Below are 13,748 nucleotides of genomic sequence, written 5' to 3'. Positions count from 1 at the left end.
TATACAGTATAATTCTTTTCGGTCTTGAAATCAACACGAGCAATCAAGCAATAAAGACATACGCAAACGTTTTCGTTTATACTGCGCGCGGAATTAATCAGGGGATATTCGTTATGACGTTATTAGGCACTGCGCTGCGTCCGGCAGCAACTCGCGTGATGTTATTAGGCTCCGGTGAACTGGGTAAAGAAGTGGCCATCGAGTGCCAACGCCTCGGTGTAGAAGTGATTGCGGTCGATCGCTATGCCGACGCGCCAGCCATGCATGTCGCGCATCGTTCTCATGTCATCAATATGCTGGATGGCGATGCGTTGCGCCGTGTGGTTGAACTGGAAAAACCGCACTATATCGTGCCGGAGATCGAAGCTATTGCCACCGATATGCTGATCCAGCTTGAAAAGGAAGGGTTGAATGTTGTCCCCTGCGCTCGTGCGACTCAGCTAACGATGAATCGCGAAGGGATCCGTCGCCTGGCGGCAGAAGAACTTCAGCTTCCCACTTCAACGTATCGTTTTGCCGATAGCGAAAGTCTTTTCCGCGAGGCGGTTACCGCCATTGGCTATCCCTGTATCGTTAAACCGGTCATGAGTTCTTCCGGCAAGGGGCAGACGTTTATTCGCTCTGCCGACCAGCTTGCTCAGGCGTGGGAGTACGCCCAGCAAGGTGGTCGCGCCGGGGCGGGCCGCGTGATTGTTGAAGGCGTGGTTAAGTTTGACTTTGAGATTACCCTACTAACCGTCAGTGCGGTGGATGGCGTCCATTTCTGTGCACCAATAGGTCATCGTCAGGAAGATGGTGACTATCGCGAATCCTGGCAACCGCAGCAAATGAGTCCACTGGCTCTGGAACGCGCGCAGGAGATTGCCCGCAAAGTGGTGCTGGCGCTGGGCGGCTATGGTCTGTTTGGTGTGGAGTTGTTTGTCTGTGGCGATGAGGTGATTTTCAGTGAAGTCTCCCCTCGCCCGCATGACACCGGGATGGTGACGTTAATTTCTCAGGATCTCTCGGAATTTGCCCTGCATGTACGCGCGTTCCTCGGACTGCCTGTTGGCGGGATTCGTCAGAATGGCCCTGCCGCTTCTGCTGTTATCCTGCCGCAACTGACCAGTCAGAATGTCACGTTTGATAATGTGCAGAATGCCGTTGGCGCAGGTTTGCAGATTCGTTTATTTGGTAAGCCGGAAATTGATGGCAGCCGTCGTCTGGGTGTGACACTGGCTACAGCGGAGAGCATTGATGAGGCGATTGAACGCGCGAAGCACGCCGCCGTACAGGTGAAAGTACAAGGTTAAGTCCGTCAGAAACACGCTGCAAAAATGCCCGATCATGGATCGGGCATTTTGACTTTTACAGCTTCGCGCCTTCTACTGCTTCACGTGCCAGCTTAGTGATGCGGTCGTAATCGCCTGCTTCCAGCGCATCCGCCGGAACCAGCCATGAACCACCGATACACAGCACGCTTTTCAGCGCCAGGTAGTCACGGTAGTTAGCCGGAGAAATACCACCAGTCGGGCAGAAACGAACCTGGGAGAACGGGCCTGCGATCGCCTGCAGTGCTTTCACGCCGCCATTAGCTTCCGCCGGGAAGAATTTGAACTCTTTCAGGCCGTAGTCCATACCCAGCATCAGTTCAGAAACAGTGCTGATACCTGGAATCAGAGGAATGGAGCCTTCAGTCGCTGCTTTCAGCAGTGGTTCAGTCAGACCCGGGCTAATGGCGAACTGTGCGCCTGCTTCGGTCACTTCTGCCAGTTGCTGTGGGTTCAGCACAGTACCAGCACCCACAATCGCTTCCGGTACTTCTTTGGCGATTGCACGGATAGCATCAACTGCACACTCGGTACGCAAAGTCACTTCCAGAACGCGCACGCCACCAGCAACCAACGCTTTTGCCATTGGCACCGCGTGTTCCAGTTTGTTTACCACAATAACCGGTACAACCGGGCCAGTGGTCAGGATTGATTCTGCACTTGTTTTCCAGTTTTTCATCAGAGTTTTCTCTCGCCTGATTACAAATTTTGTCGTCTTAAAAAGTGATACAGGTTGCGCCCTGTTCGGCACCGGACAGTTTTTCACGCAAGGCGCCGAATAATTCACGTCCTGTTCCTACGCGTGACGCGCTCAGGTCAGGAATGTGTGGTTCGCGAGCAGCCAGTTCCGCTTCGTCTACCAGCAACGTCAGTTCGCCTGTCTGTCCATTCACACGAATGATGTCTCCATCGCGCACTTTCGCCAGTAACCCGCCATCGTAGGCTTCTGGTGTTACGTGGATAGCTGACGGCACTTTACCTGAAGCACCGGAGAGGCGTCCATCGGTAACTAACGCAATTTTGAAACGCCGGTCCAATAATACACCAAGTGGCGGCATGAGTTTATGTAATTCTGGCATTCCGTTCGCTTTTGGCCCCTGATGACGAACAACAACCACACAATCACGGTCCAGCAAACCCGCTTCAAAGGCTGGCATAACGTCATGCTGGCTCTCGAAAACAACCGCAGGCGCTTCAATTACCTGGTTTTCAACGGGTACAGCGGAGGTTTTCATAACCGCACGGCCCAGGTTACCGCTTAACACTTTTGTCCCACCATGATGAGAGAAAGGTTGTTCGAAGGAAGCGATCACATTGCTGTCGAGCGATTTTTCTGCACCTTCTCGCCAGTCCAGCTCACCGTTATTCAGCCACGGCTCGAGGGTATAACGAGAAAGACCAAAACCCGCTACCGTATTCACATCTTCATGCAGCAGACCCGCCTTGAGCAGTTCACGCACCAGCACCGGTACGCCCCCCGCCGCCTGGAAGTGATTAATATCGGCCGGGCCGTTCGGGTAGAGACGCGCCATCAGCGGTACGACATCAGAAAGATCAGAGAAGTCATCCCAGTTAATCTGAATACCCGCCGCACGCGCCATCGCCACCAGGTGCATTGTATGGTTAGTGGAACCACCTGTTGCCAGCAGCGCCACGATACCGTTCACCACCACTTTCTCATCAATCATCTTACCGATTGGCATCCATTCATTACCATTGCCGGTCATGCGTGTAACCTGGCGCGCAGCGGCTGCAGTTAATGCATCACGCAGTGGAGAGTCCGGATGAACAAAAGAAGAGCCTGGCAACTGCATCCCCATAAATTCAACCACCATCTGATTGGTGTTGGCTGTACCGTAAAAAGTACACGTACCCGGCGCATGATAAGACGCGGCTTCTGACTCCAGCAGCGCCATACGATCCACTTTTCCTTCAGCATAAAGCTGGCGAATGCGAACTTTCTCTTTGTTTGGCAAACCACTTACCATCGGGCCTGATGGCACAAATACCGCAGGCAGATGACCGAACGACAGTGCAGCCATCGTCAGCCCTGGGACAATCTTGTCGCACACGCCGAGGAACAGCGCGCCATCAAACATGTTATGAGACAGCCCCACCGCCGCCGACATGGCAATCACTTCGCGGCTTAACAGCGACAGCTCCATTCCGTCCTGCCCTTGGGTGACACCATCGCACATCGCCGGAACCCCCCCCGCCACCTGGCCGACCGCGTTAGCTTCATGCAGTGCTTTACGAATGATCTCTGGATAATGTTCATAAGGCTGGTGGGCAGAGAGCATGTCGTTGTAGGAGGTGATAATGGCGATATTGTTACGCAACATGCTTTTCAGGGAGGCTTTGTCTTCTGGCTGGCAAGCGGCGAAACCGTGTGCCAGATTACCGCATGCCAACTGCGAACGATGAACGGTCGAGGTTTTCGCTTGTTCGATCCGGGCGAGATAAGCAGAACGAGTCGCGCGCGAACGTTCAATAATTCGATTTGTTACGCGTAACAATTGTGGATTCATAAAGGCTCCTGAAATTGAGTTGTCAGAGCAGGGTGATTCACAATGCGTTTCACTCAAGAAAAATATGACTGAAACGCCTGTAACCGGAGCTCATAGGGCAGAAACGTTTCAGTGAGTGTAATAAAAAAAGCCTCGTGGGTGAATCCACACGAGGCTCAAAAGTGTAAAAATTACTCTACAATCTGTGCAAGATCATGTTACCGGTAAAATAACCCGTAAGGATAAGTCGAGATATTACTCAAACTCATTCCAGGAGCGACCGTCACGGGTAATCATCGCCACCGAGGCAACCGGGCCCCAGGTTCCGGCCTGATACGGTTTCGGCGCATCGTTGTCCATCGCCCATGCTTCAGTAATGGAATCTACCCATTTCCACGCTTCTTCCACTTCATCGCGACGCACAAACAACGCCTGAATACCGCGCATCGTTTCCAGCAACAGACGCTCATAAGCATCAGCCAGATGCGTCTGATTAAAGGTTTCTGAATAGCTCAGATCCAGTTTGGTGATTTGCAGATTATGTTTGTGATCAAGACCAGGGACTTTATTCAACACCTGGATATCCACGCCCTCATCGGGTTGCAGACGAATAGTCAGTTTGTTCTGCGGCAGATCCTGCCACGACTCTTTGAACAGATTCAGTTCTGGTGTTTTGAAATAGACCACAACTTCAGAGCATTTTGTCGGCAGACGTTTACCTGTTCGCAGGTAGAACGGCACGCCAGCCCAACGCCAGTTATCGATGTCGACGCGGATAGCCACGAAGGTTTCCGTGTTACTGCTTTTATTCGCACCCTCTTCTTCCAGATAGCCTGGTACTTTTTTGCCCTGAGCGAAGCCTGCGGTGTATTGCCCGCGTACTGTTTTTTCACGCACATTGGTGCGGTCAATTCGACGCAATGACTTCAGTACTTTCACTTTTTCATCACGGATGCTGTCGGCGCTCAGGTCGGACGGCGGAGACATCGCAATCATGCAAAGAATTTGCAGCAGGTGGTTCTGGATCATATCGCGCATCTGACCGGCTTTATCAAAATACCCCCAGCGCCCTTCGATTCCGACCTCTTCTGCCACCGTGATCTCAACATGATCAATGGTGCGATTGTCCCAGTTGTTCACAAACAGAGAGTTAGCAAAACGCAGCGCCAGCAGGTTCAGTACCGTTTCTTTACCCAGATAGTGGTCGATACGGTAAACCTGGCACTCCTCGAAATATTCGCCTACCTGATCGTTAATTTCACGCGAAGTCGCCAGTGATGTTCCCAGCGGTTTTTCCATGACCACGCGAGCAGGTTTAGCATTCAGTTTTGCCTCACCCAGCCCTTTGCAGATCGCACCAAAGGTGCTTGGTGGCATGGCAAAGTAGTTAATGGTGATACGATTTTTTTGATCCAGCATCGCGCCAAGGCGGTTGAATGCGGCCGTGTCATTGACATCAAGATTACAAAAATCCAGACGCGCACTCAGGGTATCCCACAGACCTTCATCAATGGTTTCTTTCATGAAGGTTTCAAGCGCCTCGCGGACAACTTTGGTATATGCCGCTTTATCCCAGTCAGCACGCCCTACGCCGATAATCCGGGTGTCCGGGTTGAGCTGACCGGCTTTTTCCAGTTGATACAGGGAAGGCAGCAATTTACGACGCGCAAGGTCGCCTTTCGCGCCGAAAATGACCAGGTCACAGGCCTGGGCTGTTTGCGTTACCGCCATGTCATTCTCCTTAAGTTAACTAACCCGGTACTTAAGCCTGGGTATATTTGTAATTTTCTTACGGTGCACTGTACTGCTTTTACGGGCTTGCGAAAACTGTAAACGCTTATCCACCCGTGCGATTACAGCAAAAGCGCGCAAAGTGCGGCAAAACTGATAAAAAAACCATCGTTTTCCATTGGGTAAAAATCTGACACTGATCATGTTATGAAAAAAAATAACAACTTTTTTATCTGCTTTTGTCATTAACCCAGCACACAGGCGTAATATCTGACAAAACTGCATTTCGATTTCTTTCAGTGCGGAAATCGTCATTACCCGTGAGTCTCTTTACATCATGAATATGCTGGAAAAAATCCAGTCTCAACTGGAACATTTGAGCAAATCAGAACGCAAAGTTGCCGAGGTCATTCTTGCTTCGCCCGACAACGCGATCCATTCGAGTATTGCTGCTCTGGCGCTGGAAGCCAATGTTAGCGAGCCGACGGTGAATCGTTTCTGTCGCAGCATGGACACTCGCGGTTTTCCTGATTTTAAACTGCATCTGGCGCAAAGTCTGGCGAATGGCACTCCTTATGTTAATCGCAACGTCAATGAAGATGACAGCGTTGAATCATACACAGGGAAAATATTTGAGTCGGCAATGGCTACTCTTGATCACGTCCGTCACTCGCTGGATAAATCCGCCGTCAATCGTGCCGTTGATCTCCTCACCCAGGCGAAGAAAATTGCCTTTTTTGGATTAGGTTCTTCCGCTGCCGTTGCCCACGATGCGATGAATAAGTTTTTTCGCTTCAATGTTCCGGTGATCTACTCGGACGATATCGTACTGCAACGAATGAGTTGTATGAATTGTAGTGATGGTGACGTCGTTGTGCTGATTTCCCACACCGGCAGAACAAAAAATCTGGTTGAACTGGCGCAACTGGCGCGAGAAAACGACGCAATGGTGATTGCCCTCACCTCAGCGGGAACGCCACTCGCCCGGGAAGCAACGCTGGCAATTACCCTCGATGTACCGGAAGATACTGACATTTATATGCCCATGGTCTCTCGACTTGCACAGTTGACCGTGATAGATGTGCTGGCAACAGGATTTACTTTGCGACGCGGAACAAAATTCAGAGATAACTTGAAGCGGGTCAAGGAAGCTCTCAAGGAATCGCGTTTTGATAAGCAGTTACTTAATTTAAGTGACGATCGCTGAAACGATAGTCACTGTTCTATCCTTATACGACATTCGCATGTGTTTAATTTAGAACCGTTATCGTTTTAATTTATGCGAATTTCATGTTCAAGCAACACCTTGTTGTTTCAGTCAACGGAGTATTACATGTCCAGAAGGCTTCGCAGAACCAAAATCGTTACCACGTTAGGCCCGGCTACTGATCGCGATAATAACCTTGAAAAAGTTATCGCTGCCGGCGCAAACGTTGTACGTATGAACTTTTCTCACGGCTCGCCTGAAGATCACAAAATGCGCGCAGATAAAGTTCGTGAAATTGCCGCAAAACTGGGGCGTCATGTGGCTATTCTGGGTGACCTTCAGGGGCCAAAGATTCGTGTATCTACCTTTAAAGAAGGTAAGGTGTTCCTCAACATTGGGGACAAATTCCTGCTGGATGCTAACCTGGGTAAAGGTGAAGGCGATAAAGAAAAAGTCGGTATCGACTATAAAGGTCTGCCTGCTGACGTCGTGCCTGGCGACATCCTGCTGCTGGACGACGGTCGCGTACAGTTAAAAGTGCTGGAAGTTCAGGGCATGAAAGTGTTCACCGAAGTCACTGTCGGTGGCCCTCTCTCTAACAATAAAGGGATCAACAAACTCGGCGGCGGTCTGTCGGCTGAAGCACTGACCGAAAAAGATAAAGCTGATATTCAGACTGCCGCACTGATTGGCGTGGATTATCTGGCAGTTTCCTTCCCGCGCTGTGGCGAAGATCTGAACTATGCCCGCCGTCTGGCACGCGACGCAGGTTGTGATGCGAAAATTGTCGCCAAGGTTGAACGTGCGGAAGCCGTTTGCAGCCAGGATGCAATGGACGACATTATCCTCGCCTCTGACGTGGTGATGGTCGCACGCGGTGACCTCGGCGTTGAAATTGGCGATCCGGAACTGGTCGGCATTCAGAAGGCGTTGATCCGTCGTGCGCGCCAGCTTAACCGTGCGGTAATTACAGCGACCCAGATGATGGAGTCAATGATCACCAACCCGATGCCAACCCGTGCAGAAGTTATGGACGTGGCAAACGCCGTGCTGGATGGTACTGATGCCGTGATGCTGTCTGCAGAAACCGCTGCGGGCCAATACCCTTCAGAAACAGTTGCTGCGATGGCGCGCGTTTGCCTGGGTGCTGAAAAAATCCCGAGCATTAACGTTTCTAAACACCGTCTGGACGTTCAGTTCGATAATGTGGAAGAAGCAATCGCCATGTCCGCGATGTATGCAGCTAACCACCTGAAAGGGGTTACCGCTATCATCACCATGACCGAGTCTGGTCGTACCGCGCTGATGACCTCCCGTATCAGTTCCGGTCTGCCAATTTTCGCCATGTCTCGTCATGAGCGTACCCTGAACCTGACTGCACTTTATCGTGGTGTCACGCCGGTCTATTTTGACAGTGCAAGTGATGGCGTAGTTGCGGCCAGCGAAGCGGTAAATCTGCTGCGCGATAAAGGCTATCTGATGTCCGGCGACCTGGTCATCGTCACCCAGGGCGACGTAATGAGTACCGTGGGTTCTACCAATACCACGCGTATTTTAACTGTTGAGTAAGTAAGTTGCCGGATGCGGCGTAAACGCCCTGTCCGGCCTACAACACCTTGATAATTCAAAAGATTACAAATCGTCTGTAGGCTCGATAAAATTACTCATCAGGCAAACTTGAACTTATCAACTAACGGAAGCCTCTCCTCGTGAGAGGCTTTTTTTATTTGATGGGATAAAGATCTTTACGTTTATACGGCTGGATTTCACCAGGCTTCCGGGTCTTGAGCAATTTTAAAATCCAGGTGTATTGTTCTGGTCGCGAACCAACAAAAATCTCGACTTCTTCATTCATCCGCCGCGCAATCGTATGATCATCCGCTTCTGACAAGTCGTCCATCGGCGGGCGCACCTGAATCGTCAAACGGTGCGTCTTGCCATCATAAATCGGAAACAGCGGTACGACGCGCGCACGACACACTTTCATCAAACGACCAATCGCGGGCAGCGTCGCTTTATAGGTTGCAAAGAAATCAACAAATTCGCTGTGCTCCGGGCCATGATCCTGATCGGGCAAATAATAGCCCCAGTAGCCCTGACGAACCGACTGGATGAACGGTTTAATGCCATCATTTCTCGCGTGAAGACGTCCGCCAAAACGACGACGCACGGTGTTCCAGACATAATCAAAAACTGGATTGCCCTGATTATGGAACATTGCCGCCATTTTCTGTCCTTGCGAGGCCATCAGCATGGCGGGGATATCCACTGCCCAGCCGTGCGGCACCAGAAAGATCACTTTCTCGTTGTTACGCCGCATCTCTTCGATGATCTCCAGCCCCTGCCAGTCGACGCGCGGCTGAATTTTCTCCGGCCCACGTATCGCCAGTTCCGCCATCATCGCCATCGCCTGGGGCGCTGTGGCAAACATCTCATCAACAATCGCTTCGCGTTCGGCTTCGCTACGTTCCGGAAAACAGAGGGACAGGTTGATCAACGCACGACGGCGCGAGCTTTTTCCCAGTCGTCCGGCAAAACGCCCGAGTCGCGCCAGAATGGGATCGCGGAATTTCGGAGGTGTTAAAGCAATACCGGCCATCGCCGCCACGCCCAACCAGGCTCCCCAGTAGCGCGGATGGCGAAAGGATTTATCAAACTCAGGAATGTATTCACTATTATTTTTTTTCGTTTCCATGCTTTTCCAGTTTCGGATAAGGCAAAAATCAATCTGCTGATAGTGTAGCGGCGCAATTTGCCCCGCACCAAATAAAAAAGCCGGTACTGACTGCGTACCGGCTGCGAATGGATGTTAATTAATCAAACAGTAGCTGCGGCACAATCTCTTTGGCCTGCGCCAGGAACTCGCGACGATCGGAACCTGTCAGCCCTTCGGTACGCGGCAGTTTCGCCGTCAGCGGGTTTACAGCCTGCTGGTTGATCCATACTTCATAGTGCAGGTGTGGTCCGGTTGAACGCCCGGTGTTACCGGATAGCGCGATACGATCGCCACGTTTCACCTTCTGCCCCGGTTTCACCAGAATCTTACGCAAGTGCATATAACGCGTGGTATAGCTACGACCATGACGGATCGCAACATAATAACCTGCAGCGCCACTGCGTTTGGCTACTACCACTTCACCGTCACCCACCGAAAGCACCGGTGTACCCTGTGGCATCGCGAAATCAACACCTCTGTGTGGTGCAACACGACCAGTTACCGGGTTCAGACGACGCGGGTTAAAGTTAGACGAGATGCGGAACTGTTTCGCCGTCGGGAATCGCAAGAAACCTTTCGCCAGGCCAGTACCGTTACGGTCATAGAACTTGCCATCTTCAGCGCGGATTGCGTAATAATCTTTGCCTTCAGAACGCAAACGCACGCCCAGCAACTGGCTTTGCTCACGTTTGCCATCAAGCATTTCACGCGACATTAATACAGCAAATTCATCGCCTTTTTTCACCTTCCGAAAGTCCATCTGCCACTGTAGCGCTTTGATCACTGCGCTCACTTCAGCGCTGGTCAAACCAGCATTTCTGGCGCTGGCAACAAAGCTCGACCCAACGGTGCCTTTCAGTAGATTATTAACCCACTCCCCTTGCTGCATTTCGCTGGTCATTTTAAAACCATTAGCAGCAGTGCGATCATAGGTACGGGTTTCGCGGCGAGAAACTTCCCAGGTCAGACGCTGTAAATCGCCCTCTGCGGTTAATGTCCAGGAGAGTTGTTGACCAATTTTCAGGTTACGCAGATCTTTATCCGCAGCAGCCAGTTGGGTGATATCACCCATCTCAATACCATATTGATTGAGGATGCTACTTAGCGTATCGCCTGTGGAAACGACATATTCATGCACACCCGCTTCACCAGCGGTTTTGTCGTCCAGTTCGTCCTGCGGAATGGCTTCATCTTCTTGTGCGGTTTGATCAATCGGTTCACTGGCTTCAGGTAAGAGTGAACGGATTTCGTTCTGTTCCAGCTCAATTGTTTTGACAATTGGCGTGGCGTCGCGGTGGTAAACATAGGGCCGCCAGACAGCGACGGCCAGGGTAAGAACGGTGAGCGACCCCAGCATAACGCGGTGTGGTCGCGGTAAATTATTAAACGCCAGGGCGACAGAGCGGGCTATCTGTTGCACGTAATCACTTCCTCATTAATCTCCTTTCAGGCAGCTCGCATACTGGTTGGCTAATTGATTCAGAAACTCTGAATAACTTGTTTTACCCAGTTTGATATTCGTCCCAAGGGGATCCAACGTTCCCATACGAACGGATGTCCCTCGTGCGACGCTTTCAACGACCGCTGGCCTGAACTGTGGCTCAGCAAAAACGCAGGTTGCTTTTTGCTCAACCAACTGTGTACTTATTTGATGTAAACGCTGCGCGCCCGGTTGAATCTCTGGGTTAACGGTAAAATGACCAAGCGGTGTCAGTCCGAATTGTTTTTCGAAGTAGCCATAAGCATCATGAAAAACGAAATAACCTTTTCCCTTGAGCGGCGCGAGCTCATTACCAACCTGTTTATCGGTTGCAACTAATTGTGCCTCAAAATCCTTCAGGTTGGCGTCAAGTTTGGCTCGACTTTGCGGCATAAGTTCCACTAATTTTCCATGGATTGCAACCGCTGTAGCCCGCGCTATCTCTGGGGAAAGCCAAAGATGCATGTTGAAATCGCCGTGATGGTGATCTTCGTCACTTTTTTCCGCGTGGTTATGATCATCATCATCGTCGTGAATACTTTTCATCAGCAGCGGTTTTACATTCTCAAGCTGCGCAATCGTTACCTGTTTCTCCTCTGGTAATTTGCTCACCGGCTTTTGCATAAACGCTTCCATCTCCGGGCCAACCCAAACGACTAAGTCCGCGTTCTGTAAGCGTTTTACATCCGATGGACGCAGTGAATAATCGTGTTCAGAAGCACCGTCCGGAAGTAATACCTCGGTCTCTGTTACCCCATCAGCAATGGCGGAAGCGATGAATCCGACAGGTTTAAGCGAAGCAACAACGGCGGCATTTGCGGCCTGTGTTGCGCCCCCCCAGAGAGCAGCGGATAATGCTGCGAAAAGAAGCGTTTTTTTATGTAACATAATGCGACCAATCATCGTAATGAATATGAGAAGTGTGATATTATAACATTTCATGACTACTGCAAGACTAAAATTAACATGACAAGTCTGGTTTCCCTGGAAAATGTTTCGGTCTCTTTTGGCCAACGCCGCGTCCTCTCTGATGTGTCGCTGGAACTTAAACCTGGAAAAATTTTGACCTTACTTGGGCCGAACGGTGCCGGTAAGTCGACGCTAGTGCGGGTTGTGCTCGGACTGGTAACACCTGATGAAGGTGTTATCAAGCGCCACGGAAAACTGCGCATCGGATATGTGCCGCAGAAGCTGTATCTCGACACCACGTTGCCACTAACTGTAAACCGTTTCTTACGCTTACGCCCCAGTACACATAAAGAAGACATTCTGCCTGCACTGAAACGCGTTCAGGCCGGGCATCTGATTGACGCGCCAATGCAAAAGCTCTCTGGTGGTGAAACGCAGCGTGTATTGTTGGCACGCGCGTTGTTAAATCAACCGCAATTATTAGTGCTGGATGAACCTACTCAGGGCGTGGATGTGAATGGTCAGGTTGCGCTGTACGACCTTATTGACCAACTGCGCCGCGAACTGGATTGCGGCGTTTTAATGGTGTCTCACGATCTGCATCTGGTGATGGCCAAAACCGATGAAGTACTTTGTCTGAATCATCACATCTGTTGTTCCGGCACACCGGAAGTCGTTTCCCTGCATCCGGAATTTATTTCGATGTTCGGACCTCGGGGTGCTGAACAGCTAGGTATCTATCGCCATCATCATAATCACCGCCACGATTTACAGGGGCGAATTATTCTGCGTCGGGGAAATGACCGCTCATGATTGAATTATTATTTCCCGGTTGGTTAGCCGGGATCATGCTGGCCTGTGCTGCAGGTCCGCTGGGTTCGTTTGTTGTCTGGCGTCGTATGTCTTATTTCGGTGACACGCTGGCTCATGCGTCTTTACTGGGAGTCGCGTTTGGTTTGTTACTGGATGTGAATCCTTTCTATGCGGTGATTGCGGTTACGCTGCTGCTGGCGGGCGGCCTGGTATGGCTGGAGAAGCGCCCACAACTTGCGATCGATACGTTATTGGGAATTATGGCGCACAGTGCATTGTCGCTGGGTCTGGTCGTCGTCAGCCTGATGTCTAACATTCGCGTTGACTTGATGGCATACCTGTTCGGTGATTTGCTGGCAGTAACACCGGAAGATCTTATCGCTATTGCGATTGGCGTGGTTATCGTGGTGGCGATTCTGTTCTGGCAATGGCGCAATTTACTGTCGATGACGATTAGCCCGGATCTGGCGTTTGTTGATGGTGTGAAATTACAGCGTGTGAAATTGTTGTTGATGCTGGTGACCGCATTGACGATTGGCGTAGCAATGAAATTTGTTGGCGCGTTGATTATTACCTCGCTGTTGATTATTCCTGCGGCTACTGCGCGCCGTTTTGCCCGCACGCCGGAACAGATGGCTGGTGTCGCTGTTGTAGTAGGAATGGTTGCTGTAACGGGCGGTTTAACATTTTCCGCGTTTTACGATACGCCAGCAGGCCCCTCGGTGGTGTTGTGTGCAGCGCTGTTGTTCATTCTCAGTATGATGAAAAAGCAGACCAGCTAAGTTGCGACTGGCACTATACAGTGCCAGTTTCATCAACCAGGCCACCACATTGCGGACATAATCAAAAAAACATACCGTTAAGAACGATCGAACAGTGAGAACATAAATCTGTATATGTTCTGAATGAGACCCGTGTTCGGGTTCGACGAATTAAACGGCTATATTAGCAAATCTCCTTTTACAGCTATTCTCCCTCTCAAAAAAGCGAAATCAGATCAAACCCCTCTCACTTGTGAGGGATATTATCGTCTCTCTGGAAAATGCCCGTACAGGCAGATACATAATCTCTGGAA

General features: G+C 50.7%; 12 protein-coding genes. 5 read left to right on the top strand and 7 right to left on the bottom strand.

All coding sequences use genetic code 11. From position 1 onward, the window contains the following. The first annotated feature begins 113 nt into the window (after positions 1 to 113). Positions 114 to 1,292: a formate-dependent phosphoribosylglycinamide formyltransferase gene (purT, locus tag C7B16_RS00160; RefSeq protein ID WP_107179239.1), complete on the top strand. Its 1,179-nt coding sequence runs from the start codon at positions 114 to 116 to the stop codon at positions 1,290 to 1,292. Between the two features lie 55 nt (positions 1,293 to 1,347). Here the strand turns inward: purT and kdgA are convergent, their stop codons facing one another. From kdgA to C7B16_RS00140, 4 genes are all read right to left on the bottom strand, one after another. Continuing rightward, complete coding sequence (gene kdgA, locus C7B16_RS00155; RefSeq protein WP_000800529.1) at positions 1,348 to 1,989, bottom strand: bifunctional 4-hydroxy-2-oxoglutarate aldolase/2-dehydro-3-deoxy-phosphogluconate aldolase; 642 nt, start codon at positions 1,987 to 1,989, stop codon at positions 1,348 to 1,350. A 37-nt stretch (positions 1,990 to 2,026) separates the two neighbouring features. Continuing rightward, entirely contained in the window at positions 2,027 to 3,838 is a 1,812-nt protein-coding gene (gene edd, locus C7B16_RS00150) for a phosphogluconate dehydratase (protein WP_107179238.1), read from the bottom strand. A 234-nt stretch (positions 3,839 to 4,072) separates the two neighbouring features. Beyond that, complete coding sequence (zwf, locus tag C7B16_RS00145; RefSeq protein ID WP_000301721.1) at positions 4,073 to 5,548, bottom strand: glucose-6-phosphate dehydrogenase; 1,476 nt, start codon at positions 5,546 to 5,548, stop codon at positions 4,073 to 4,075. Between the two features lie 15 nt (positions 5,549 to 5,563). Further along, on the bottom strand, positions 5,564 to 5,863 hold the full coding sequence (locus C7B16_RS00140) for a hypothetical protein (RefSeq protein ID WP_000155615.1): 300 nt from the start codon (positions 5,861 to 5,863) through the stop codon (positions 5,564 to 5,566). A gap of 22 nt (positions 5,864 to 5,885) precedes the next feature. Here C7B16_RS00140 and hexR point away from each other — a divergent pair, with 22 nt between their 5' ends. Both hexR and pyk read left to right on the top strand, forming a co-directional pair. Continuing rightward, positions 5,886 to 6,755 (top strand): DNA-binding transcriptional regulator HexR, encoded by an 870-nt coding sequence (gene hexR / locus C7B16_RS00135; RefSeq protein WP_001056699.1) that lies wholly within the window; start codon positions 5,886 to 5,888, stop codon positions 6,753 to 6,755. A gap of 126 nt (positions 6,756 to 6,881) precedes the next feature. After that, positions 6,882 to 8,324 carry a pyruvate kinase gene (gene pyk / locus C7B16_RS00130; protein WP_000091161.1) on the top strand — a complete coding sequence of 481 codons (1,443 nt, stop codon included), beginning with the start codon at positions 6,882 to 6,884 and terminating at the stop codon, positions 8,322 to 8,324. A gap of 154 nt (positions 8,325 to 8,478) precedes the next feature. Here pyk and lpxM read toward each other — a convergent pair whose 3' ends face one another. From lpxM to znuA, 3 genes are all read right to left on the bottom strand, one after another. Next, the gene (gene lpxM, locus C7B16_RS00125; protein WP_107179237.1) at positions 8,479 to 9,450 is read right to left on the bottom strand and encodes a lauroyl-Kdo(2)-lipid IV(A) myristoyltransferase; all 972 of its coding nucleotides are present in this window, start codon (positions 9,448 to 9,450) and stop codon (positions 8,479 to 8,481) included. A gap of 118 nt (positions 9,451 to 9,568) precedes the next feature. After that, positions 9,569 to 10,891: a murein DD-endopeptidase MepM gene (gene mepM / locus C7B16_RS00120; protein WP_001184055.1), complete on the bottom strand. Its 1,323-nt coding sequence runs from the start codon at positions 10,889 to 10,891 to the stop codon at positions 9,569 to 9,571. Between the two features lie 15 nt (positions 10,892 to 10,906). After that, positions 10,907 to 11,839 carry a zinc ABC transporter substrate-binding protein ZnuA gene (gene znuA, locus C7B16_RS00115; protein WP_107179291.1) on the bottom strand — a complete coding sequence of 311 codons (933 nt, stop codon included), beginning with the start codon at positions 11,837 to 11,839 and terminating at the stop codon, positions 10,907 to 10,909. Positions 11,840 to 11,917: 78 nt separating this feature from the next. Between znuA and znuC the strand changes: the two genes are divergently transcribed. Next, positions 11,918 to 12,673: a zinc ABC transporter ATP-binding protein ZnuC gene (znuC, locus tag C7B16_RS00110; protein WP_001516255.1), complete on the top strand. Its 756-nt coding sequence runs from the start codon at positions 11,918 to 11,920 to the stop codon at positions 12,671 to 12,673. After that, positions 12,670 to 13,455: a zinc ABC transporter permease subunit ZnuB gene (gene znuB / locus C7B16_RS00105; RefSeq protein ID WP_000571466.1), complete on the top strand. Its 786-nt coding sequence runs from the start codon at positions 12,670 to 12,672 to the stop codon at positions 13,453 to 13,455. Before znuC ends, znuB begins: the two co-directional genes overlap by 4 nt. The last annotated feature ends 293 nt before the right edge of the window (positions 13,456 to 13,748 follow it).

This window comes from Escherichia sp. 20412-1 (assembly GCF_003027595.1).
Taxonomy (GTDB): Bacteria; Pseudomonadota; Gammaproteobacteria; order Enterobacterales; family Enterobacteriaceae; genus Escherichia; species Escherichia marmotae.
The sequence above is the reverse complement of the archived record's forward strand: the minus strand, read 5'-3'. Positions and strand labels throughout refer to the sequence as shown.